This is a genomic window from Sporolactobacillus terrae DSM 11697, from assembly GCF_000648615.1.
Classification (GTDB): Bacteria; Bacillota; Bacilli; order Bacillales; family Sporolactobacillaceae; genus Sporolactobacillus; species Sporolactobacillus terrae.
Genome location: NZ_JFZC01000057.1, coordinates 1 through 24,365 on the forward strand (window position 1 = coordinate 1; position 24,365 = coordinate 24,365).

Here is a 24,365-nt window from a genome sequence, read left to right on the forward strand (position 1 = left end):
TCCATTCAAAAAATCAAGTGAAATCAGGTTGGCTGCATCCTGGTGAGCAAAATCCCGAAAAAACGGCAAGCGGTGAATAATTCAGGATCCAATTAATTTTAGACACCTAGAACAGAAACTGAATCAGACTCAGGCAGATAAATACGTGAAAAAGCTGACCACCAAGGCTTATATCCTGCTCTTTCTCTATGCTCAGCTTCATAAAGAAGACTGCCTGCGCGCTTTGTCGGACTGTGTCCTGAATCAACATCTTCAACGGGCCACAGGGCTTTCTTCAATCAGCGCCGCTCAGCTCTCAAGAAAAAATAACACGGTGGATCCCCAACTCTTGATGATGCTCTTCTTAGAACTCGTTGCCAAGATGAAAGGAAAACCTGTGCCGGATTCGAAAAGGTTGCTGAAAATCGTTGATTCCACGACGATCACCATGAACCCGAACCAATTCCCATGGGCACATTTCCGCAAAACAAAGGCAGGAGTTAAGCTGCACCTTCGCCTCGTGTTCCTGGGCAAGGGACAGGTCTTTCCGGAAAAAGCGATCCTTACGTCAGCCCAGATTCATGATCGTGAGGAACTGGATGCCTTGGTCGATGAGGAGGCCATGTATGTCTTTGATCGCGGCTACATCGACTATAAGGCTTTCGACCGTTTTTCGGACAATGGCATGTTCTTTACCTCTCGTCTGAAGAAGAACGCGGTCACGCAGACCATTCGCAGCTACGCGGTTCCAGAAGGTGGGGCGATTCAGTCAGACCAGATGATTCTGCTGGGTGATGCGCTTCATCAGGCGGAAAACTTCTTTCGTCTGATCGTGTCTCAGGATGATCAGGGACGAACCATCCGGATCATCACCAATCGTTTTGATCTTCCAGCAGAGGAACTCGGGACGATCTACCGGGAACGTTGGGCGATTGAACTCTTTTTCAAATGGCTCAAGCAACATGTCCGTCTGAAAACCTTCTATGGTCAGAGTGAAACCGCCGTTCACAATCAAATCATTTTGTCACTGATTCACTACTGCTTATTTCTTCTGGTCCATCAGGAACTCGAGACGAGTGCTTCCCTGCTGCAGATCAGTCGGTGGCTCAAAGGGATGCTTTGGTACCCTGCGAAAAAATGGCTCCATCGTCTTCAGTTCCGGACAAGGAAAGAGAACGTGAAGACTTAAAAGAGACCACAAAAACCTGTCACTCCGGATTAAATGGATAATATTGTAAAAATGGAATGGAGCACCTTTTAGGGACTCACTGGCTTTTTTAATCACACTAGAGAAATCAATCATCTGAATATTTTGGTAAAAGGAAATCAATATGTTTATGCAACGCTAGTAATGTCAAAATAATAAGTGTCTACTTGATTATTTCCCACACTTTTTTCCCTTGTCTCGCTTTCCGAATGGCCATATATCCAGCCTTGCACACGTACATACCGGCATCTTTATTAAATTGAAATTCATCTTCTTTTTTTCGGTTTCCTTGGGTCACCATGGGGTTCAATTTTGAGACCAATTCCATCTCGTTTGCTTGAGTATAGCTAATATTGCTTTTTTCGGAGTAGGCGGCATCACCTATGATTGTTTTGACATCAATTCCTGCTTGAACACTTTTGTTAATTAACATTTACTGAACCAATAGATTTTTTGGATTTTCTGGTAAATTCGCTTCATAATAATGGAAATTTCGAGTGAACGGGAACTTTTGTTCTTGAAAAAGCAAAAAAAGCGCAGAGAAGCCCGAGGCCACTGAAAAACTTACGTTTTTCTACGGTAGGTAGTTAATGCTGACAAAAATGGTGTAACTGCTAAACTAAAATCAACAGATTCTGCTAAATAGAAATGAACACTTTTCGCTAAATAGTAATCCAGATAAGTTATAATCGTTTTTCAACATGATTTGTCTGGAGGATTCGAAAGGTGGAAAAATTACTCTTGTATGTACAGGTTCATCAATTGAGTGAACAAGGATTCAAAGTGGCGAAAATCGCCAAAAAACTGGGTATTTCAAGAAATACTGTTTATAAGTTTTTGAAAATGTCTTTTGAGGAAGCCAGTGATTGGGCGAATTCTCTTAGTCAAAGGAGGAAGAAGCTCGATCCCTATCGGGATCAAATGATAAGTTGGTTAAAAGAACATCCCGACCTTTCTTCCGCCCAAATTGAGGATTGGTTGAAGGAAAAACATCCGGGCCTAACCATTGGAGGGAGCACCATTCGATTATTCGTCAAAGATCTGAGGGAAATCTACCATATCTCAAAAGAGATACATGCTCGTAGTCATGAAGCGGTTGATGAACTTCCAATGGGATATCAGGTTCAGGTGGACTGGGGAGAAATAACGCTTAAAAACGTACTGAACAAGGAGGTGAAGCTCTACTTTATCACATTCGTTCTGTCTCATTCTCGATATAAATATGTGGAATGGCTGGGAAGACCTTTCACCACAAAAGATACGATTCGATGCCATGAAAATGCCTTTGCTTATTTCGGGGGCATGCCGGAGGAATTGGTTTATGACCAAGATCACTTAATCACGGTCAGTGAAAATGCGGGTGACGTTATTCTGACCGGTGAATTTCAGGCTTATAAAGAACAACGTAAATTTCGTTTACATCTATGTCGAAAAGCAGACCCCCAAAGTAAAGGGAAAATAGAAAATGTTGTCAAGTATGTTAAGTATAATTTTGCCAAGAACAGGGTCTTTACGAACATCGATACATGGAATGAAAAAGGCATCGCTTGGTTAGAACGGACAGGGAATTATAATGTACACAATACAACAAAAAAGAGACCGGCTGAAGTGCACGCCCTCGAAAAGCAACACTTGAAACCAGTCTCTCCGCTGCTCTCCATTGAGAGCGACTATAGTTCCAGTATAACAAGAACTGTCTGTCCAGACAATGTCATCAAATATAAATCCAATCGTTATTCCGTGCCATAATAAAGGATTTTTTTATGCGCTGACCTTCTTAATTTCGAACATTCCTAGTATTATGAATCATCACATTTAATTCCTGCAACGCTAGCATTTTGACATCAATAAATGTCACCATTGCCCTTTTCGAGAGGGGTGCTATAAAAAAGGATCAAAGAGCAAGACCTATTCGATCAGTATTAAATCTGATGACATTCGAAACAAATAGAATTTCAGAAAACCGACTACTTTAAAGAAAAAGCAAAAGAACGTTATAAAATAGAAGCTAAAAACAGTGAAATATCCGACTGCCATAATTTATTTCGATGACTTTTTTGAAAACGTCTGACAGCGCCGGCCGTTGACTGATAGAGACGCATTTGCCTTGAACTATAGCCTCGAGCGGTTAACCTTTCCTGAAGCGTGGAACGCTTGATCTCACCCGGTTTCGCTTTTCCTTCCCATTCGAGAATTTGAATGATTTGACGGACACTGCGATGAGGCGCTTCTCTTCTTAAAAGAATAGCCTGTTCCAATAGATCTCCGTTTAGGTTCTTTTCCTGATTTACAGCCTTTTTATTAGGCTTCAATCCTTCAAACCCGTTGGATCGATAACTGGCTAAATAACGCCGGATCGTTCGATCGGACAATCCACTTTTTTCACAAATTTGTTTCTTCATTTCCGCTACTTTAGCTGCGTCTAAGTCCTCCGACAGCAGGGGTGCAATCAATTGAAAGCGATTCGCGGCGACTTCATCCCATTTCCCAGATTTCTTCATGATTTTTCCTCTCCTTTTTAGGCCTTCATCATGAAGTTTAATCACGGGTCAGTCGGACAAAAATGCGGAACGGGTCTGTAGCCACAAATTCACATTGACAATCGGTTTGGTCATTTGCGACAGCCAACCTGGTCCATCGCCAAAGATCCGTCCAACACGTTCGAGTACGGTCAGAGAATCCTTGGACGGCGAATTCTCTGGGTCTATATCCAATTGAAAGCGAAGGTCAATGGAACGAAGACAAGCCAACCAATACTCAATAAAATCAAGGAACCAACGGTTCCAACGAAACAGAGTCGAATTATCCACAGCAACATCTACTTGATCAGATTGTGAAACTACCCGTTCAAAACAACTGACTTCATAACGCTTATAAGGAAGCAGTAAATCAGGGAGTTCATGATGAATCGTGCAGCAGTCACATCAAGCACATGGTGAAGTCCGTTTTCATTTCCCCAATGCTGGCGAACGGCTTTGGCGAGTGTTTTGGCATCACTGGGAAGTGAAGACAGATAAAACTGGTGTTCCATGCTGACCTGATCACCAATCTGCCGTTCAGACTCAATCATACCGATACTTTTGAAATCGTTCCATTCTTCTTTTTGATCCAAAAAATCAATGGCATCGGTCGTCCGGTAACGACGGATATCGATACGACCATGACTCTTTTCGACCTGTTTAGAGGAACGAGTGTGATCATTTTGAAATTGTTTTGCACAAAACAAATGATTGAAGATGTTTCCATGGCTGGGATTGCCAGCGTTTTAGGGCAAAAAGGCCTCTAAACCATTCATCAGCACCTTGAGCAAGCCATATCCCAATTAAACCGAGTCCAAAATGAATGCCCAATAAATAGCTCAGTCCCACAGCAATACTCCACATGGAAATGACACCAATGACAACGGGAAATCGGACATCTCCGGCAGATTTTAGCGCGCCCATGAGCACGATATTGATAGCTCTGCCAGGTTCAGTGACAAGATTGATCCAAAGTATAGGGATACCTATTGAAATAATGGCAGATGTTGTGGTAAATAAGCCTAATATAAAAGTCCCAGAACATGCAACGATCAATGAAACGAGAATCGATGAACTCACTGCAATGAGAACGGTTTTAATGCCTCTCTTGTAGGCTTGTTGGGATTGGCGACCACCTATATAGCGCGCAATCATGAGTTCGGTTCCTTGTGCGACGGAAACAGAGAATAGATAGCAAATCATGGTGATATTCATGATATAAACGCGCGCGGCAAGAGTATCTGAGCCAATCCTGACCACCAATGCTGTAATAATTAATTGTGACAGTTGGTACGAAAGCATTTCTCCTGCTGAAGGAATACCTATTGAGAGCAAGTCACGAATATCTTTGCGGCGAGCATGATAGCAATCTTTATATGAGAAACGGATGTTTAGTTTTCGCCAGATGACTAGAAAAAGAATAGTTACAGCAAAGAGACGAGCTACGACCATGGCCCACGCGACTCCGCTGACCCCGGTAACGGGAAGCCCCAAAGGCCCGTTGGTTGCCACAATATTCCCAAGGACACTGATCAGATCCATAAGGACGGTGATGATCATGACTTCTTTTGTAAACCCATGGCTACGCAAAATCGCACTCATTGCCAGAGAAAGCGATTCCAAAAAAAGGGAAGCACCACAAATGTGAATGAATAAGCGTCCATCTTGAAAAATCGTCCCCTTTAATTGAAACAGTCCAAGAAAATGTTCTCCGAATAAGACGACAATTATTGAGATCATGATGCCAAACCAGAAATTCATAAAAAAGACTGAATGTGCAATTTGATCTGCGTGGTGAAACTGTTTCGCACCAAGATTTTGCCCAATGAGAATGGTGGCACCAATTGAGGTCACATTAAAAACAAGAATAAAGAAGCTGAGCAGCTGATTGCCAACCCCAACACCAGCAGCAGCGGCATCAGAAAATCGTCCAAGCATGAGCGTTGCAATGATCCCCATGGCCATGCGAAGCGCGATTTCAATAAAAATGGGCCAGGTAATTTTGAACAGGGTTTGTTTTTGATAATTAACGGGTCTGCTATTCACGTATCAAACCAATACTGAAATGAAAAATGCATGCGGCAAGAAGTCCCGATCCATTTCGATCTATTCAGCACAGGTAGTCACCTCACTCTCTTTAGTGGGAACACTCAGTTGTTTCACGGTTCATCAAGGTATCATAAATCATATCTCAGCAAATGTAAACGATTTTTTACTGATAATGGTATAATCTTTGTGAGGATACGTGTGGAAGAAGGGGAAAAAATGGCAACATTGTCAGATGTGGCACGCCGTGCAATGGTTTCAAAGATGACTGTGTCACGAGTAATCAATCATCCAGAGCAGGTGTCACCTGAATTACGTCAGCTTGTCTATAACTCGATGAAAGCCCTAAACTATGTACCTAATTATGTGGCCCAAGCACTGGTTCATCACCGTACCCAGGTCATCAAATTATTGATTTTGGAAGAAATGGATACCACTGAACCTTACTATATGAATTTACTCGCTGGAATTGCTGTTGAACTTGATCAACGTCACTATTCTCTGCAACTTGTCACGCGTAGTTCGCATACCATATGCAGATGCGATGGCTTGATTGTGACCGGAATGCGAGAAGATGATTACGAATCGATTATTTCACGATTGGAGCAACCCGTCATCTTATTTGGAGAAAACATGAAGGGCTATGACTATGTTGATGTTGACAATAAAAAAGGCATGAAAATAACAACGGAGCACGTCATGGCGCAAGGATGCTCGAATATTTTATTTTATGGGATTGATATTGAAGAACCCTTTATGCTGTCTCGAATTGCAGGTTATGAAGAGACCATGAAGGGGAAGAAACTGTTGCCGCAGATCAACTTAATGAAGAACAGTTCACATATTGCCCAATTTGAGGCAGAAAAAGTGTTGAAAAAAATATCTGAACGCGTTGCTTTTGTTTGTGCCTCTGATCGATTAGGCATTGGTGTCGTTCATGCAGCCCAACGGCTGGGTATGGCGATTCCTGATCAGGTGATGATTACGGGTTTTGATGGAGTATTTCTTGATCGAATTGCGCAACCTAAATTGACTACCGTTCGTCAGCCTATTGTGGAGATGGGGAAAACATGTGCCAAGTTATTACTTGATAAAATTGATCAAGACGGCAGAAGCCAAGGAATTTGTGTGTATAAACCTGAACTGGTCATTCGAAACACTACGGTTCATTAAGAGACGTTAGAGGCACATGTGAAGGACATACAAAAGATCAGAATTTAAACTTATTTTGGTCATGGGCACGGGATGAGGAATGGTTTAGATGATGAATTGCTGAGATGACCTTAAGTGATCTGCCTAACGAATGCTCTTCAAAATGATTTGAACAGCATTCTCTGTTAAATATCCAATAATAATGAACGCGAGTCAGTTAGGAATCATTGTGACGATGAGCCTGACCTAATCCGATGGAGCTTTATTCAGTAGCATAAGAGCTTCGGAAAGGGACAGATGCATCGTCCTTTTTTATCACCTGTTTGTGACTATGCTTCACGAGCAGACAGAACGATGTGAAACAATGCAGGTTAGAGGGAGGTTGGCATGTATTTTTTGTTAACGGTAACAAAGTGATTGATGATTGTTATCTATTAATGCACATGCTAATTTTAAAAAGGGGGAGGTGATACAAGATGGATAAGCCATGGTGGCACCAGGCAATTGTCTATCAAATCTATCCGAAAAGCTTTAAGGATAGCAATGGAGACGGTATTGGTGATCTTCAAGGGATTATTGAAAAGCTGGGTTACATTCAGTCTTTAGGGGTTAATGTTATTTGGGTCAACCCAATTTTTAAATCGCCTCAAGTTGATAACGGCTATGATGTAAGCGATTACTTTGCAATTGATCCAAAGTTTGGCACGGATGTCGATATGGAACAATTCATTGCTGAAGCAAAGAAAAGAGGGCTGAGGGTGATTTTCGACTTAGTTTTGAATCACACCTCTGATCAGCACCCTTGGTTTCAGGAAGCAAGAAAAAGTCTTGATAATCCTTACCGAGATTTCTATATTTGGCGAGATGGAAAAGGTGGTAGGGCACCGACGAACTGGGCTTCCTTTTTCGGTGGAAGTGTCTGGACATATGAACCGTTGACAAAGCAGTATTATTTTCACTTATTTGATCAGAAGATGCCCGATCTTAATTGGGAAAACCCTCGCGTGAGGGCTGAACTTTATAAGATGGCGAAATATTGGCTGATGAAAGGAATCGATGGTTTTCGACTCGATGCCATTATTCATCTCGCTAAAGATCGGCGCTTCCGCGATTTTCCTAATCCTGACCCTAAGGGAAAAGTGGTGATTGCTGAATCCTGTTATGCGAATTTACCCAGGGTTCATGATTTTATTCGCGAATTTAGCAAAGAAATGAAGCGAATAAAACCCGATTGTTTATTGGTTGGCGAAGCCGCGTCAGCGGATGTGGCACTTGCCAAAAAATATTCGCGTCAAGATCGTTTTGAATGCGACTGTGTTATTTCATTCAAACATTTGGACACGGTTACATTAAGCGACGAACCACAAATACCTAAAGAATGGCAGAAAGAATGTTTTGATTTATCTGCTTTTCGAAAGATCATGCGTCGTTGGCAGGAAGATCTTTATAATGAAGGATGGCCGGCCCTATTTCTAAATAACCATGATATGCCGCGCATGCTCTCAAGATTTGGTGATCCGGTTCATTATCATTTTGAAAGTGCCAAGTTGCTAGCAACACTGATCTATCTGCATTGGGGGATGCCCTTTATCTTTCAGGGTGAGGAAATTGGGATGACGAATTTAATGTTAGATTCAGTTGACGATTATCATGATTCGCAGCTGACCGCTTCGGCAGAAGTTCTTCACCATTTGGGTTATAGCAACGATGAAGTCTTGCAACGCGTGCATGCACGATCCAAGCATACCTCACGCGGTGCAATGCAATGGAATGCGCAGCTGTTTGCCGGATTCTCAGTGGCACGTCCATGGATGGGGGTGAATCAAGATGATCCTAAGATCACGGTTCAAGAGCAGGAAAATGATCCACACTCGATTCTTAACTATTATCGTCGCCTATTGAAATTGAGAGCGACTCATCAAGTCTTTGCTGAAGGAATCTGCCATATTCTAGAGGAGAAAAATCCGCATATTTATGCCTATAAACGCCAGTTGGAGAAAACGGTTGCATTGATAATCTGCAATCTTTCCAGTCAGGAGCAGATAGTTGATCAATCGGATCTTTCTTCATACACTTGCTTGCTCAATAATTATGGAAAATCAACATGCGATCAAGCAAATCAGATGGCACCTTACGAATGTTATGTATTGTTTAAGGAATGAGGAGGAGTTTCGATGGAAAAATCAGCAATCTATCATCAACCATGTAGTTCCTATGCTTATCCGTACGACAGGGAGACGATGCATCTCAAAGTACGAACAAAGAAAGATGATGTGCAGTCCGTCACGCTTATCTATGGTGATCCTTATGAAAATGTTAAGATTGAGGAGCGCTATCAATGGATAAACAAACAAGTGAACATGAAAAAGGTCGCACAGACCGATCTTCATGATTATTGGTTTATTTCGGTAAAACCACCGTATCGTCGATTGCAATATGCCTTTGTTCTCATTGACTCGAGTGGCACATCCATTTTCTATGGTGATCGTGGTTTATTAGCAAATAATCAAGACACATACTCAGTACCTGATAATTTCTTTAAATTCCCTTATATTCACGAAGTTGATCTTTTCCAAACGCCTGAATGGGTAAAATCAACCGTGTGGTATCAGATCTTCCCGGAACGTTTCGATAATGGGGACCCAGAACGTTCGCCAAGTCATGTCTTACCATGGGGATCCAAAGATCCTGATCGTGATGATTTCTTTGGCGGCGATCTTCAAGGAATCATCAATCGACTGGATTACCTAGAGGATCTGGGAATCAGCGGTATATATCTCAATCCAATCTTTAAGTCGCCGACAAATCATAAATACGATACTCTGGATTATTATACAATTGATCCGCATTTTGGTGATAAGGAACTCTTCCGTACTCTTGTTCAAGAGGCTCATAAACGTGGCATCCGCATTATGCTTGATGCGGTGTTTAATCATATTGGCAGTAAGTCCAAGCAGTGGCAGGACGTCATCGACAACGAAGATCAATCGATTTATAAAGATTGGTTTCATATCCATTCATTTCCGGTGCGCGATGGTGAAAATGGGAACATAGATGGTCTATCCACTCTTTCATATGATGCATTTGGCTTCACCACGACGATGCCGAAGCTCAATACAGCAAACCCAGAAGTGCAAAAGTATTTACTGGACATCGCAACGTATTGGATTCGAGAATTTGATATAGATGGCTGGCGCCTTGATGTCGCCAATGAGGTTGATCATGCGTTTTGGAAGAAATTCCATCATGCTGTCTTGAAAGAAAAAGCAGATCTTTATATTGTCGGGGAAATTTGGCATAACGCTTGGAATTGGCTACAAGGAGACGAATTTCACAGTGTGATGAACTATCCTTTGACCAAATCCATTATTAATTTCTTTCTCGAGGATAAGATCGATGGTAAACAGCTGATCGGCAATCTGAACGAACACTTCATGAAATACAGTCAGAATGTGAACGAAGCAGCATTCAATCTGTTAGACAGCCATGACACTGCACGTATCCTCACACTGGCTGATGGAGATAAACAAAAAGTTAAGCAAGCACTGGCTTTCTTGTTTTCACAATCTGGGTCGCCGTGTATCTATTATGGTACAGAGGTTGGACTGGATGGGGCTAACGATCCGTTGTGCCGAAAATGTATGATCTGGGATGAGGGCAAGCAGGATCGTGATATGCTTCTGTTCACAAAGCACTTGATTCGGCTAAGAAAAGACTATCAAGAAATCCTCTCGAAAGGTGAAATGCATTGGATAGATCTAGATCGTCCATCGCTTGTTGCCTTTCGTCGAGAGTTGAAACAGCAAACGCTGACTTTTGTTTTTAACCACGGAGATCATGAAGCAGTGGTTCAACTGGGCGAAGTGGGGAGCTGTACAGATATATGGAGAGATGAGATCTATGAAGCTCGTACTGTGACTGTTCCTGCACAAGCATTCTCTGTTCTCCTCCAAGAAAACCCAAAATAAATCCTGTTATCGGTAACACGAAATCAGTTATTGAAAACGATTTCAATTGAGACTTATAATTATCTTGTAAGATTAATAGGGAGGTTAGACAAGATGAAGCATATCAAAAAAATAGTATCTGCAATTCTTGTTTTGGGGCTCGTGTTCAGCTTGGCGGCATGTAGCTCAGGATCAAGTGGCGGAAATGGTACAAAAAAAACATTGACCGTTTCAGTTGACTCGGCAAACTCAGCCTATGCTGAATTTGTGAATAGTATCAAAGGAAAGTTTGAAAAAGAGAATAATGTCAAAGTGAAAATTGTTAAGAAACCTATGCTTGATCAATTAACCGCGTTGACCCTAGACGGGCCTGCAGGAAAAGCTCCAGATGTTATGCTAGCGCCTTATGATCGCGTCGGCGGATTGGGACAGCAAGGACAATTGCTCGAAGTCGATAAAGGCATGCTTAGCTTCCTAAGTGATAAAGGACAGCGTCAAGTAGAATTTGACAAGAAATACTATGGTGTGCCATTGACCATTGAAGCACTCGTTCTTTATTACAATAAAGATTTGGTTAAAACGGCACCAAAAACCTTCAAAGATTTGGAAGCGCTAGCAAAAGACAAACGATTTGCCTTTAAATCGGAAGCAGGTAAGAATACCGGATTCTTGGCTAAATGGACAGATTTCTACTTTGCATATGGACTTTATGCGGGTTATGGCGGCTATGTCTTTGGTAACAATGACACAAATCCAAAGGACATCGGTTTGAATAACGAAGGCTCTGTCGAAGCAGTGACTTATGCAACCCATTGGTTCCAAAAAGTTTGGCCAAAAGGGATGCAAGATGTAAAAGCGGCAGGAAATTTTGTCACCAACCAATTTGTTAAAGGCAAAGCAGGCGCAGTTATTGATGGACCATGGCAAGCTGCTGTGTATAAGAAATCCAAAATTAACTATGGCGTTGCCAAAATCCCGACACTACCAAATGGTCAGGAATACAAACCATTTGCAGGTGGTAAGGCTTGGGTTGCTTCTTCCTACACAAAGAATCCGAGTCTTGCAAAGAAATGGCTCGCTTATGCAACAAATGCAACGAATGCGTATAAGTTCTATACAGATGCAAATGAAATTCCGATTAATCTAGATGCACAAGCCAAAGTGAACAGTAGCAAGGATGAATTGGCTAAAGCGGTCATTAAGCAGTATGATTCTTCAGTACCAATGCCAAACATTCCTGAAGTTGCTGAAGTATGGACGACAATGGAACCAGCAATGTTCAATGCTGCTTCTGGCAAAAAAACACCAAAGCAAACGCTTGATGATGCAGTATCTTCATTGCACAAAACCATTAAGCAAAAATATAAAGATAAATAATTCAGCTCGATCGAAGTGAGGGGAACAACATGGAAGTGCAAAAAATGAAAAAGAAAAGTGTTCGGAAGGCAGGTTTGTTGTCCCTCATTCCTGGAATAGGACAGATTTATAATGGTCAGTTGCTTAAGGGGATTGCTTTTCTCGTCGCCACAGCAATTTTTCTCATTGAACTTGTCACTATTGGGATACCTGCTTTTCAAGGATTTATCACACTGGGAACGGTTCCAATTCGGGATCATTCTCTTTTCTTACTTGTAAAAGGGACTTTACAAATCATTATCACATTCATTTTTGTGATGATGCTTATTCTAAATGTGAATGATGCAAAAAAAGTGGCAAAACAATATAACACACTTGGTAATGTGAATCGTTCAGCTCGATCCATACTAAAAAATATGTGGGAGAATGGATTTCCCTATTTACTCACCATTCCTGCTTACTTTGTCATGTTGTTTGTCATTGTTTTTCCGGTTCTCGTAACTTTACTCATGGCCTTTACCAATTATGACTTTTATCATATTCCTCCAGCAAAACTGATCGACTGGGTTGGCCTGCAAAATTTCGTTAATATGTTTTTCCTGAGTGCCTATCGATCGACATTTGTAAGTGTACTTGGATGGACCATTATTTGGACATTGTTGGCTACGACAGGGCAGATTGCGCTGGGTGTACTGACCGCCGTGATCAGTAATCAGAAATTTATAGTGGGTAAGAAATTTTTTCGAATCATCTTCCTGCTTCCGTGGGCGATTCCAGCCTTTGTGACAATTATGAGTTTCTCGAATATGTTCAATGATAGTATTGGTGCTATTAATCAACAAGTAATTAGCCTGCTTAACTATATTCCATATGTTCATGTGTCGGACATTCCTTGGAAAACGGATCCATTCTGGACGAAGACGGCTTTGATTATGATTCAGACATGGCTGGGATTCCCGTACATTTTTGTCATGGTAACAGGAGTTTTACAGTCCATTCCAGATGATCTTTATGAAGCGGCAAATATCGATGGTGCTAATGTCATTCAAAAATTCACGAAAATCACGTTACCGATGATTCTATTTGCAACTGCACCTGTTTTTATTACGCAATATACGTTCAATTTTAATAACTTTTCAATTATCTATCTGTTTAACTCAGGGGGCCCGGGTGATGTTGGTGGTGGTGCAGGATCTACCGACATTCTGATCTCTTGGATTTACAAGCTGACAACAGGGACGTCTCCTCAATATGCATTGGCTTCAGCGGTGACGATCGTTATCTCGATCATTGTTATTGGAGTGTCGCTGCTCACCTTCAAGAAAACGCATGCATTCAGCAACGAGGAGATGATGTGACATGAAGGCACTTTTTAGCAGTACCAAGATTAATCGTTTTTTTAGTCGATTCTGTACCTACCTGTTTCTGATCGTGCTCAGTATCATTATCATTTATCCGTTGTTGATTACTGTGCAATCAGCATTCAATTCCAGTGACCTAACAGCATTTACTCTGGATCCGCATATGCATTGGACACTGGCGAATTTCAAGCAACTCTTTAGTCAGACCCTATATCTGACGTGGTTTAAGAATACGATGGTCATTGCAATTTCAACCATGATCATTCAAGTCATCATTGTCACGCTGGCCGGTTACACTTATAGTCGTTATCGTTTTAAGGGAAGAAAAAACGGGCTGATCTTTTTTCTTGTGATTCAAATGGTGCCAACGATGGCTGCATTAACGGCATATTTTGTTTTGGGACTGATAATCAATGGTCTCGACCAATACTGGTTCCTAACCATGGTCTATGTTGGAGGTGGCATTCCAATGAATACGTGGTTGATGAAAGGATACTTTGATACGATTCCGCGAGACCTAGATGAATCTGCGCGTATCGATGGAGCCGGTCACTTACGCATTCTGCTACAAATTAACTTGCCCTTAGCTATGCCAATGATCGCGGTTCAGGCACTGTGGGCATTTATGGGTCCGTTTGGTGATTATCTGTTATCGGCCTTCTTACTTCGCTCGCCGGAACATATGACCGTTGCTGTAGGACTACAACAATTCATTGCAGATCCAACCAATCAGCGCGTTGCCATGTTTGCAGCGGGGTCGTTCTTAATCTCAATTCCAATCGTTATCCTTTTCTTCCTGCTGCAACGTAATTTCCAAAGTGGGTTAACAGCTGGGGGAACTAAAGGCTAAGGTTGTATTGATGGATTTAATTAGGAAAACTTGAAATAAAACAGGTGCAAGGTGTGAGTATGATGACAAAAGCAAAAGGATTTCCGATTAATTATATTGTGTCGATGAGTAGTCTTAGGCGAATTTTTGATGATCGAAAACGTTTTCGCTGGTGGCAATTGATCTTTTTATTCCTATTTATCAATGGATGCTTAATGATGCCAATATCTGTGCATCTCTCATCAGCAACACAGGCGCCCTTATCATTAATCGCGCCGAGAATAGATCAATCGATTAAACGGGCAGTTGATCTGGATGGAACGATTAAAGCGGGCACACTGATCCATGCGACAGAAACAAAACGGAACTTCGATCGTCAAACGATCGTGGCTACAGATCCGGAAAATATGTTTAAGGTTTCTGGAAATCCATACCATCAAACGATCAATGGTTATAAGAATGCGTTAATTTTTCAAAAAAACCGATTAATTCTCACGGATCAAAATGGGTATGGATTTGTGATTAGCTATCCGAAACATAAGACTTTCTCATTAGCAGATGATCGTGACAATGTAAAGGGATTGGCTGCAGAGTTGTGGATGGATCAGTTCAAACCCATCTATGTAGCGGTTGTATCCCTTATCAGTTTTGCCGCTTTGTTAATCTCAAATCTTATTTTGATGAGTGTTATCGCAGTCATTCTATGGATCACTAAATATACAAAAATATCGGATATTCAATCATTACGCGAATCTTGCACCATTGTTATGACGGCTGCGGGATGGCCTTCTCTTGCAGCGCTCTTTCTTTCTTTGTTTTCATTTGATTATGGACTATTGATGATGGTTCAGACGGTCGGGCTTGTATTGGTTCTTTCCCTTGTCTTTTGGAGAACGCATTTTCAAAATTATCGACGTGTGACCAGACGGCATTTGACAGTACTAGGAGATGAGAGTAAATGAGCAACTTAAGATTATTTGATATAAATGGATGGACACTCACAACCCATAAGTTAAATAAAGATCATATTCGGCTGCAGGAAAGTATTACGTCAATTGGCAATGGGTATATGGGTATGCGAGGTAATTTCGAAGAAACCTATTCAGGAGATCATCATAAAGGAACGTATCTGGCAGGTGTTTGGTATCCAGATAAAACACGGGTCGGTTGGTGGAAGAATGGTTATCCAGAGTACTTTGGCAAGGTGATTAACACCGTTAATCTGATCGGCGTTAAAGTGTTTATCGATGGTGAAGAAGTTGATCTTTATAAAGATTCTGTTGAAGATTTTACACTTGAACTGAATATGCATGAAGGGGTTTTGTATCGTTCCTATACCCTCTCAAAAAATAATAAACGTGTAAAGATTGAGACCGAACGTTTTCTAAGCATTGTCTCAAAAGAAATTTGTGCCATTCGTTTCAGCGTCACGGCGCTGACCAATCAGGTAACAGTTAAACTGGTTCCTTATCTTGATGGACATGTCCGCAATGAAGATTCTAATTATGATGAAATGTTTTGGCTTGAGACAGATCGAAAATCAGATGAAGATCATTCAGGCTTGATTGTTCGAACTATTGATAATCCATTTGACGTTCCTACATTTTCAGTGTGCGCATTAATGGGCGTACAAACTGGACAGCAGGCAGAAAAAACTATTTTTCAAAAGAATTTGTATGTTGCCCATGAATACACCTATCATCTAAAAGCCGGAGAACGGGCGACCCTAGATAAGTTTGTAGCGGTAACGACTAGCAGAGATTTTGAACAGACATTGCTGATGCATCGTGCAGAAGAACTGCTTAATGAAACACGCGCTCAAGGTTACGATGCAATAAAAGAAGCACATAATCTGGCTTGGGCGGAACGTTGGAGAATCGCAGATGTTTCTATTGAGGGAAATGACGCAGCACAACAGGGGATTCGTTTTAATCTATTCCAACTCTTTTCGACCTACTATGGCGATGATGATCGCCTAAATATTGGTCCTAAAGGGTTTACGGGTGAGAAGTATGGGGGTGCTACGTATTGGGATACAGAAGCGTATGCAGTCCCCATATACCTCTCATTGGCAGATCCAAGTGTGACCAAGCAACTGCTTCTCTATCGATACAAGCAACTTGATGGGGCATACCATAACGCACAACAGCAAGGATTAAAGGGTGCTCTCTATCCAATGGTGACCTTTACAGGTGTTGAGTGTCATAACGAGTGGGAAATCACTTTTGAGGAAATTCATCGAAATGGTGCGATTGCCTATGCCATTTATAATTTTGTGAATTACACGGGCGATAAGAATTATATTGAAGAAGCGGGTATTGATGTGCTTGTAGGGATTAGCCGTTTCTGGGCAGATCGGGTTCATTTTTCAGAACATACACAAAAATATATGATTCATGGGGTCACAGGTCCTAATGAATATGAAAATAATGTCAATAACAACTGGTATACCAATACTATGGCTGCTTGGACTCTTGAGTATACGATAGAATCGCTGGCACTGATTAGCCAGGATAAATATCATACGCTTGGTTTATCAGAAGAAGAGGTGGCACATTGGAAAGATATTATCGATCGGATGTATTATCCAAAAGATGATTCTTTGGGGATTTTTGTCCAGCATGATACTTTCCTTGACAAAGAAATTAAACCCATTTCAGCAATTCCTGAAGGTCAACGGCCGATTAATCAGCATTGGTCTTGGGATCACATTCTTAGATCATGTTACATTAAACAAGCAGATGTACTTCAGGGAATCTATTTCTTGAATGATCGTTTTACTAGAACGCAGAAAGAGAAGAATTTTGATTTCTATGAACCGCTGACCGTTCATGAATCCAGCCTGTCGGCATGTGTTCATGCAGTCTTAGCTGCTGAGCTGGGTAAACAGAAAAAGGCGCTTGACTTGTACCAGCGAACAGCCAGATTAGATCTGGATAATTATAATAATGATACGGGGGATGGGTTGCACATCACCTCGATGACCGGGAGCTGGCTTGCGATTGTGCAAGGGTTTGCCGGGATGCGAACCTTTGGAGAAAAAATAACATTTGCGCCTTTTCTTCCTAAGGGTTGGACCTCATATTCCTTCAAAATTAATTACCGGAGTCGACTGATTAAGGTGAATGTCACAAGTCAACACGTCACCTTAGAACTATTGTCGGGAGATCCTTTGAAGCTCATGCTCTATGGGAAACCCGTTCAGCTGGATGATCAGTTTGTCGGTCATATTCCAGATCGAAAGGAGCCTTTGGATGATGCAAGCAGTACTTTTTGATTTAGATGGAGTCATCACCGATACGGCTAAATATCATTATCAGGCATGGAAAAATCTGGGGGAAACTCTTGGCATTACCATTGATGAGCAATTTAATGAACAGCTCAAAGGAATTTCGCGAATGGATTCGCTTATAAGGATACTCGAGTATGGGGGACAATCAATCGATCAATGGACTCAAGATCAACTTGACGCGTTAGCGGAAAAAAAGAATAATGATTATCGACAGTTGATCCAGAAGATTACTCCAGAGGAACTGTTACCGGGTATTCATGAATTATTGATGGATTTACAGGTAAAAGGAATTAAAATTGCCTTGGCATCCGCCAGCAAAAATGGGCCGTTTATTCTAAAACGGCTTAAAATTGATGCTTTCTTTGATACTGTTGTGGATCCAAGCAAACTGAAAAAGGGAAAGCCTGATCCAGAAATTTTCCTAACAGCCGCAGCTCAGCTTGGAGCAGATCCCAAAGCATGTGTGGGTATTGAGGATTCGGTAGCAGGTATTGAGTCGATTTGTGCTGCAGGAATGTTTGCTGTTGGTGTGGGTGTGCCTGAGCAAGTTGGTGCTAATTTCCGTGTGGCATCGACTACTGAATTGACAGTTGAGGCAATTCGTACTCACTTTAATGCGAAATAAGGATGTCATTCACTACGCATTACGAAGGCCGATTTACGATGAGATAGAGACCAGCCCCTAAATGAACAGCGGTTGGGTGGACTGAAAATTAAATAACTATGTTCATTGATTTGCGTGAAGGAAAATTGTTTATCATGAGTTTTCTATGCTTTCGATCTTACATGAAATGATCGATAGGCATTGTAAAGGCGAACTCATCTTGGTGAGCATACTTGAAACGTAGATCAATTTTTCTTGGTCGCACTTTTATCTTCTTGAGATTATGATTAATTTACAGTCATATTAAATTGAGTAAATGAGCGGCGAGAGGAGTGATAGGTGTGAATATGCAGCAGTTACTTGCAGATTATCCGGGAACGGTTTATCAAAGAATGCCATTTTTTCCGCATAGAGATTCCTTTTATTTTTATCAAAAACCTTATTACGTAGCGATTCCGGTAGATAAATTAACAGATCGAGAACGGGCATTAATTGAAACTTTATTTATGGAAGAAATACCTCCCCATTTTTCCCAAAATGCTCAGTATTGGTATGATCTCTTTGTGAAAGGGGAAGGACAATTAACGTTTTCTGAGGATTCAAGAGAGATCAGAATCATTTATTTTCATTTAAGGACACCTCTGGAGCGAACAGAATATATAGCCTGGTATGAGGCACTGAAAAGTTTCTTTCGTGCCGAAACGGCCTTTGTTTTTCTCTCTATGCAGCAAGGATTCATTGTAGAAGATGGGAAACGAATCTCTGTTGAAGAACTAGATGCAATTGCCAATACGCTTGAGAACGATTTCTCTGTAAAATGCAAATTCCTTATTGGACTGCATCATCAGGTTTTACCCCAAATGAGACAAATTTTTCATGAAGAACTTCATTTGTTTGATCAGATGATCGCTAATGATTATGGGGAAAATGTGACGAGTGTGGATACGGAGCTTGTCACTCGACTTAAACCCAGTCTCAATCAATGTTTGGTGCTTGATGATGTTCGCCGGATTATTAAGGAGGATGAGTGTTGGGTGGCAATCATTCATGCGATTTGGGTATATCAAGGGAATATCAGCCTTGCTGCAAAACACTTATATATGCATCGGAATACCCTTCAATACCGTATTGACAAGTTTGATGAGACTACCGGTATTTCTTTGAGAAAGATGGATGGCTTAGCGATCGCCTATATCTCTTCTCTGTAATTATTAGCAATAAAAAATTCAAGAGCAGTCAATAATGAGACTGCTCTTGAATTTGTCATCTGATTGTTTATGGTTGTTGAAATTAAATTTTAGTAAGCGACTTTTCTGTTCCTGGATCGAAGAAATGCGTTTTATTTGCATCAATGGCTAAATTAACTTGTTCTTTTGGCTGATATTGTGTTCGAGCGTTGACGCGAGCTACGAATTGATGGCTGCCAACCTTGGAATGAAGCATAAATTCAGCACCGGTTAATTCTGCAATTACAACGTTTGCATGGATGACACAATCTGGATTAGATTCGAGAAATACCGGTTCGTCATGAATATCCTCAGGACGAATACCCATAATGATGGGCTGATTCTGTACGCCATGATTATGAAGAACTTTTAATTTTCCCTTAGGAATGAGAATGTCAACATCATCTCCTACAAAATGATCTCCCTGAATCCGACCATGGAAGAAGTTCATCGGCGGTGAACCGATGAAACCACCGACAAACAGATTTTCAGGATTATCATAGACTTCTTTCGGTGTACCTACTTGTTGAATGACTCCATCTCGCATGACAACAATGCGAGAGGCCATGGTCATTGCCTCGGTCTGGTCATGTGTGACGTAAATCATGGTTGCTTGGAGTTCTTCATGCAGTTTACCAATTTCTGCACGCATCTGTACACGTAATTTCGCATCTAGATTTGAAAGAGGTTCATCCATTAGAAAGACTTTTGCATTGCGGACATAGGCACGACCTAAAGCAACACGTTGTCTTTGACCTCCGGATAAAGCTTTTGGCTTTCGTTCGAGATAATCTTTGATTCCCAAAATTTCTGCAGCATGCTCAACACTTTTCTTAATCTCTGCCTTTGGTACTTTGCGTAATTTGAGTCCAAATGCCATGTTGTCGAACACAGTCATATGCGGATAAAGTGCATAATTCTGGAAAACCATCGCAATATCTCGATCTTTAGGTGTGACGTCATTCATTTTTTTGCCATCAATGAAGAGGTCTCCCTTCGATATGTCCTCAAGTCCGGCTACCATGCGAAGTGTCGTTGATTTGCCACAACCTGAGGGACCGACAAAAACAATGAATTCTTTGTCAGCAATCTCAAGATTGAAATCAGTGACAGCGGTAACATTATTGTCATAAATTTTATAAATATGTCGTAAGGATAGTTCAGCCAAATTATCACTTCCCTTTATTGGATAATTTCATTATAGTGAAAACGTTTGCATAAACAAATGTCAATTTGCATGAACTCTTAAGGTGATTATTGGGCAATTTGTATACATTGTTCAATGACATTAGCGATGGGATTCAACGATCACCAAGTCGAATGGATTGATAGCGATAGTACCAGACTGACAATTAATAGATATTTTCATTTCGTTTTGAGATCTTTAACCGGTAGTCTTCTACTTAGCTACCTCAGTAGCAAGACTACTCAAGTTTTACATGCTAATGACACTAAAACCATTTTAGTTTCCAAAAGCAGGGTCTTAACCCACCGCCTTTAGGCGGTATCCGCTTTTAGCCTTATCTTTTCGTGTCCATACCTTTTACAGAGGTGAAAAGTATGGACGGTTATCAAAAAAGCGGTCACGCGATCTTTGATATCAAGTATCATGTGATCTGGATGACAAAATATCGCTATAAAGTGTTGCGAGGCCAGGTGGCTGTCCGGTTACGGGAACTGATCCGGCAAGGCTGTGACGCCAGAAAAATCACCATTATGCAGGGGGAGCGTAGGCAAAGAGCACATTCACTTGCTGATCTCCTGTCCGCCCAGTTTGGTTCCGAGTAAAGTCATGCAGTATCTGAAAGGAGTTTCATCCAGGTTATTACAGGATGAATTCCCAGAACTGAAAAAGCGATACTTGGGCCAGCATTTATGGTCCAGAGACTATCTTTGTGCAACGGTTGGCACCGTGACAGACGAAATCATCTGTACTTATATTGCCAACCAATCAAATAAAGTCAAGGACGACATGTTCAAGATTGATGACTGAGTTCAGTCGGAATTCAGTGTGCTTGGAGCACAAGGCCTTTCAGAAGACTTCAGTCTTGAATGGCGACTTTAAGTCGCAGACATTTATGTCTGAACCCACATGCTTTAGCAGGTGGGCGTTTAGTTAAAAGTTAGGCAGAAACCTCCTGATTTCAATAAGAAGATGAATGCCATGATTAGATGCAGCGAGACATCTCTATTTATCTTTGCCTGTGAACTGATTTTCAATGTAGCGTTCGACGACATCTTTACTCATGTTGCCAAGAGTACTCATGAAATAGCTGTGCGACCACAGATGCCCATCCCAGAATTTCTGATGCTTGATTTCCGGATACCGTTCAAAAAATAACCGTGCTGATCCGCCTTTGAATGCCTTAACAATGTTTGTTGGCGTATACTTTGGCTTGAAGCTGATGAGCATATGAATATGGTCAGGCATGATTTCCATCTTCTCGATTTCAACATCGTTAAGCCGGGCAATTCGAGTCAGAATGAACTTCATATCTGCTACCCGTGCCGACGTTGTAAAGACTTGATGGCGATGCTTGGTTGACCAGATCAGGTGATAGTGAAAGTTGTAAACGTAGTTGCGTTCATAGTTGAAACCTTCAATTTTGTCTATTTTTCGTCTCATATGTAGTTTCCTCTATTCTTATTTTATAACCCAATGATACTATTTTTTAATACTTATAGGCAGTATAATTAAGATATGGAGAAGAGGTGAGACAACTGAAAACATGAGTGAACTGTTCTATCACTATGGTTTGAAGATGCGTATTTACCCCAATGACCAGCAAAAACAGATCATCAAGGTCAACTCTGATACCAGCCGGTTTATCTACAACGAACTAAACGGCATCAATTGTGAGTTATATTAACCGCGAAAGGTCAAGCTTTACATAAAGGCTGTTGCCGACCGTATTCAGCAATTAGAAAAGCGGGCTAAGTCTGTCCGCGAACTAGCCAACGTGCACCAGTGGCTGTTTAATCCACGTATCAACAGCCTGGCAAAAGCGGATGCTTGACCGTACCGCTGATACCCGTATTGGCACGGTGATGATCAACAAAGATGCTCGTGATCACCACTTCTTGTCCATGCAGCTGGAATCTGATGCACCAGTCGTGCAACCCATCAAGCAAACGAATAGCCAAATAGGTATTGATCTGAATACTGACAACTTCTTAACGGATAGCAATGGTCACATTGTCGCTAATCCACGATATTATCGGATAATTAGGCAGGCTTGCCAAACTCCAGCGTAAGCTTACGCGGCGTGCGTTGTTACGCGCGCCAAGAAAAAACGCCGTCCGCTGCGTCAAGTCAAGAATTATCAGAAGCAATGTTTGACGGTCGCTCACATGTACGACAGAGGTAGGCCGTCAACGGCAAAACTTCCTGCACCAACTCTCCACTGCACTGATTAAGAGCCACGATTTGGTAGTGGCAGAGGAATTACGGAGTAAGAATATGCTGCAAAACCATGCCTTAGCGATGTCGATTAGTGGCGTTGGGTAGTGGTCGTTTTTACAAATGCTCACATATAAAGCAGATCTGTATGGTCATCAATTTCTCGCTGTAAGCCCACATCATACCACTCAAATCTGTTTTGATTGTGGTTAGCTGATGCGTGGTGATAAAAAGCTGACGTTGGTTGACCGTGAACGGACGTGCCCGCAATGCGATGCTTTTCATAGTCGCGACCATTAACATCCTGCATAAAGGATTGACAAGTCTCTAATAGTGCTCGTCCGTTCGGCAACTTGCGGACACTAAAGACGTTAGTCATTATCGTGTAAGACATAATTGTCCTTGTGACAGCGATGCAATGATGTATCTACATAAATTTTGGCTGGTGCACCGTTTGGTGCGCGTTCACAAGTGCCTGAATTTATTCGGGCGTAGTTGACCTATGTTATGCTACATTAGCGATACACAATATAATTGAAAAAGGGAGGGGATGTCATGACACGGCGTGAAAAAGTCTTAACCTATTTGGAAAAGTGCGCACTTAGTATGGCTGATGGTGTTACAACCAACGAAATATCCGAAGCTATCGGTGTACTTCGCCCGAATGTCAGCAAGGAGTTAAATCTGCTTGTCAGAGAGGGACGGATAAAGAAGACAAATGGTCGACCTGTTCACTATTTCGTGGACCATGAGGTCGGTAAGCATAAAATAAAGAGGCAGCAGAAGCCCAATATCGGGTTTGCAGGAGATGCACGCATAAGTCATCAAAGCATTAAAAAGAAAGAGACTGCAAACAAGAGCGAAGCGGATGTCTTTGAGAACATGATTGGCAGTCGTGACAGCCTAAAAAATCAAGTTGAGCAGGCCAAAGCGGCATTACTTTATCCACCACACGGACTGAATACACTGATCATTGGACCGACAGGATCCGGTAAGACTTATTTTGCTCATAAAATGTACCGTTTTGCTTTGGATAAAGAGATCATCTCCCAAAAGGGATTTACCACATTTAATTGTGCGGATTACGCACACAATCCGCAGTTATTGATGTCGCATCTGTTTGGCTACGTCAAGGGAGCTTTTACCGGTGCCAACGTGGATAAAGACGGCCTGATTCAGGAAGCAGACGGCGGAATGCTTTTTCTTGATGAAGTGCATCGTCTGCCGCCTGAGGGGCAAGAAATGATTTTTTATTTTATGGATCATGGAACATACAGCCGTTTAGGCGAAACTGCCAAGGTTCACCATGCGGACGTTAGACTTGTCTATGCAACGACTGAAGACCCGAAAAGCTCATTATTCCTGAATTATTCATAGCCTAATTTGCTAACTGGCCAAAACGCTTTCCCCACAAGGAGATAACCCTTTTCGTTTTTTCACCGATTAG

Annotated in this window: 21 protein-coding genes and 4 pseudogenes; 18 read left to right on the forward strand and 7 right to left on the reverse strand. The window is 41.6% G+C overall.

Annotation, left to right across the window (positions count from 1 at the left end):
- Positions 1–91: 91 nt before the first annotated feature.
- A complete protein-coding gene (locus AA84_RS0111940) occupies positions 92–1,168 on the forward strand; it encodes an IS4 family transposase (RefSeq protein WP_236628086.1) in 1,077 nt (358 codons plus the stop codon).
- 161 nt (positions 1,169–1,329) lie between these two features.
- Here AA84_RS0111940 and AA84_RS0111945 read toward each other — a convergent pair.
- Positions 1,330–1,619: pseudogene (locus AA84_RS0111945) on the reverse strand (IS5/IS1182 family transposase); the annotation flags it as partial.
- A gap of 293 nt (positions 1,620–1,912) precedes the next feature.
- Between AA84_RS0111945 and istA the strand changes: the two are divergent.
- Positions 1,913–2,932, forward strand: a pseudogene (gene istA, locus AA84_RS17750) (IS21 family transposase); the annotation flags it as partial.
- An 88-nt stretch (positions 2,933–3,020) separates the two neighbouring features.
- A pseudogene (locus AA84_RS18670) lies at positions 3,021–3,238 on the forward strand (transposase); the annotation flags it as partial.
- Here AA84_RS18670 and AA84_RS0111955 read toward each other — a convergent pair.
- The 4 genes and pseudogenes from AA84_RS0111955 to AA84_RS0111965 form a co-directional block, all read right to left on the reverse strand.
- A pseudogene (locus AA84_RS0111955) lies at positions 3,208–3,687 on the reverse strand (helix-turn-helix domain-containing protein); the annotation flags it as partial. The pseudogenes AA84_RS18670 and AA84_RS0111955 overlap by 31 nt on opposite strands.
- A 48-nt stretch (positions 3,688–3,735) precedes the next feature.
- Positions 3,736–4,095: a DUF6431 domain-containing protein gene (locus tag AA84_RS18675; RefSeq protein ID WP_081791778.1), complete on the reverse strand. Its 360-nt coding sequence runs from the start codon at positions 4,093–4,095 to the stop codon at positions 3,736–3,738.
- On the reverse strand, positions 4,026–4,412 hold the full coding sequence (locus AA84_RS17755; protein WP_051577967.1) for an ISAs1 family transposase: 387 nt from the start codon (positions 4,410–4,412) through the stop codon (positions 4,026–4,028). Before AA84_RS17755 ends, AA84_RS18675 begins: the two co-directional genes overlap by 70 nt.
- Positions 4,384–5,751, reverse strand: a complete 1,368-nt coding sequence (locus AA84_RS0111965; protein WP_028977394.1) for an MATE family efflux transporter — start codon at positions 5,749–5,751, stop codon at positions 4,384–4,386. The genes AA84_RS17755 and AA84_RS0111965 overlap by 29 nt, the downstream gene beginning before the upstream one ends.
- 219 nt (positions 5,752–5,970) lie before the next feature.
- Between AA84_RS0111965 and AA84_RS0111970 the strand changes: the two genes are divergently transcribed.
- The 10 genes from AA84_RS0111970 to AA84_RS0112015 all read left to right on the forward strand — a co-directional run bounded on the left by AA84_RS0111970 (position 5,971) and on the right by AA84_RS0112015 (position 19,500).
- Entirely contained in the window at positions 5,971–6,924 is a 954-nt protein-coding gene (locus AA84_RS0111970) for a LacI family DNA-binding transcriptional regulator (RefSeq protein WP_028977395.1), read from the forward strand.
- Positions 6,925–7,379: 455 nt separating this feature from the next.
- A complete protein-coding gene (locus tag AA84_RS0111975) occupies positions 7,380–9,065 on the forward strand; it encodes a glycoside hydrolase family 13 protein (RefSeq protein WP_028977396.1) in 1,686 nt (561 codons plus the stop codon).
- A gap of 12 nt (positions 9,066–9,077) precedes the next feature.
- A complete protein-coding gene (locus AA84_RS0111980) occupies positions 9,078–10,871 on the forward strand; it encodes a glycoside hydrolase family 13 protein (protein ID WP_028977397.1) in 1,794 nt (597 codons plus the stop codon).
- Between the two features lie 93 nt (positions 10,872–10,964).
- Positions 10,965–12,227 carry an extracellular solute-binding protein gene (locus tag AA84_RS0111985; RefSeq protein WP_028977398.1) on the forward strand — a complete coding sequence of 421 codons (1,263 nt, stop codon included), beginning with the start codon at positions 10,965–10,967 and terminating at the stop codon, positions 12,225–12,227.
- A gap of 29 nt (positions 12,228–12,256) precedes the next feature.
- Positions 12,257–13,564: a carbohydrate ABC transporter permease gene (locus tag AA84_RS0111990; RefSeq protein WP_028977399.1), complete on the forward strand. Its 1,308-nt coding sequence runs from the start codon at positions 12,257–12,259 to the stop codon at positions 13,562–13,564.
- A 1-nt stretch (position 13,565) separates the two neighbouring features.
- The gene (locus tag AA84_RS0111995; protein ID WP_028977400.1) at positions 13,566–14,417 is read left to right on the forward strand and encodes a sugar ABC transporter permease; all 852 of its coding nucleotides are present in this window, start codon (positions 13,566–13,568) and stop codon (positions 14,415–14,417) included.
- 62 nt (positions 14,418–14,479) lie between these two features.
- The gene (locus tag AA84_RS0112000; protein ID WP_051577970.1) at positions 14,480–15,358 is read left to right on the forward strand and encodes a DUF1189 domain-containing protein; all 879 of its coding nucleotides are present in this window, start codon (positions 14,480–14,482) and stop codon (positions 15,356–15,358) included.
- Entirely contained in the window at positions 15,355–17,673 is a 2,319-nt protein-coding gene (locus AA84_RS17760) for a glycoside hydrolase family 65 protein (protein WP_051577972.1), read from the forward strand. The genes AA84_RS0112000 and AA84_RS17760 overlap by 4 nt, the downstream gene beginning before the upstream one ends.
- Positions 17,654–18,313 (forward strand): beta-phosphoglucomutase, encoded by a 660-nt coding sequence (gene pgmB, locus AA84_RS0112010; protein WP_037563573.1) that lies wholly within the window; start codon positions 17,654–17,656, stop codon positions 18,311–18,313. The genes AA84_RS17760 and pgmB overlap by 20 nt, the downstream gene beginning before the upstream one ends.
- Positions 18,314–18,639: 326 nt before the next feature.
- Complete coding sequence (locus tag AA84_RS0112015; RefSeq protein WP_223362595.1) at positions 18,640–19,500, forward strand: helix-turn-helix domain-containing protein; 861 nt, start codon at positions 18,640–18,642, stop codon at positions 19,498–19,500.
- A gap of 82 nt (positions 19,501–19,582) precedes the next feature.
- Here the strand turns inward: AA84_RS0112015 and AA84_RS0112020 are convergent, their stop codons facing one another.
- The gene (locus AA84_RS0112020) at positions 19,583–20,686 is read right to left on the reverse strand and encodes an ABC transporter ATP-binding protein (RefSeq protein ID WP_028977404.1); all 1,104 of its coding nucleotides are present in this window, start codon (positions 20,684–20,686) and stop codon (positions 19,583–19,585) included.
- A gap of 392 nt (positions 20,687–21,078) precedes the next feature.
- Between AA84_RS0112020 and AA84_RS19515 the strand changes: the two genes are divergently transcribed.
- Both AA84_RS19515 and tnpA (AA84_RS17765) read left to right on the forward strand, forming a co-directional pair.
- Positions 21,079–21,306: a transposase gene (locus AA84_RS19515; RefSeq protein WP_241557107.1), complete on the forward strand. Its 228-nt coding sequence runs from the start codon at positions 21,079–21,081 to the stop codon at positions 21,304–21,306.
- On the forward strand, positions 21,212–21,511 hold the full coding sequence (tnpA, locus tag AA84_RS17765; RefSeq protein WP_241557106.1) for an IS200/IS605 family transposase: 300 nt from the start codon (positions 21,212–21,214) through the stop codon (positions 21,509–21,511). The genes AA84_RS19515 and tnpA (AA84_RS17765) overlap by 95 nt, the downstream gene beginning before the upstream one ends.
- A gap of 195 nt (positions 21,512–21,706) precedes the next feature.
- Here the strand turns inward: tnpA (AA84_RS17765) and tnpA (AA84_RS0112030) are convergent, their stop codons facing one another.
- Entirely contained in the window at positions 21,707–22,144 is a 438-nt protein-coding gene (gene tnpA, locus AA84_RS0112030) for an IS200/IS605 family transposase (protein ID WP_028977405.1), read from the reverse strand.
- A gap of 103 nt (positions 22,145–22,247) precedes the next feature.
- Here tnpA (AA84_RS0112030) and AA84_RS19230 point away from each other — a divergent pair, with 103 nt between their 5' ends.
- The 3 genes from AA84_RS19230 (at position 22,248) to AA84_RS19585 (ending at position 24,295) form a co-directional block, all read left to right on the forward strand.
- Positions 22,248–22,388: a helix-turn-helix domain-containing protein gene (locus AA84_RS19230; RefSeq protein ID WP_201770049.1), complete on the forward strand. Its 141-nt coding sequence runs from the start codon at positions 22,248–22,250 to the stop codon at positions 22,386–22,388.
- Positions 22,389–23,041: 653 nt separating this feature from the next.
- Entirely contained in the window at positions 23,042–23,131 is a 90-nt protein-coding gene (locus tag AA84_RS19580; RefSeq protein WP_201770050.1) for a zinc ribbon domain-containing protein, read from the forward strand.
- Between the two features lie 342 nt (positions 23,132–23,473).
- Entirely contained in the window at positions 23,474–24,295 is an 822-nt protein-coding gene (locus AA84_RS19585; RefSeq protein ID WP_028977407.1) for a sigma 54-interacting transcriptional regulator, read from the forward strand.
- The last annotated feature ends 70 nt before the right edge of the window (positions 24,296–24,365 follow it).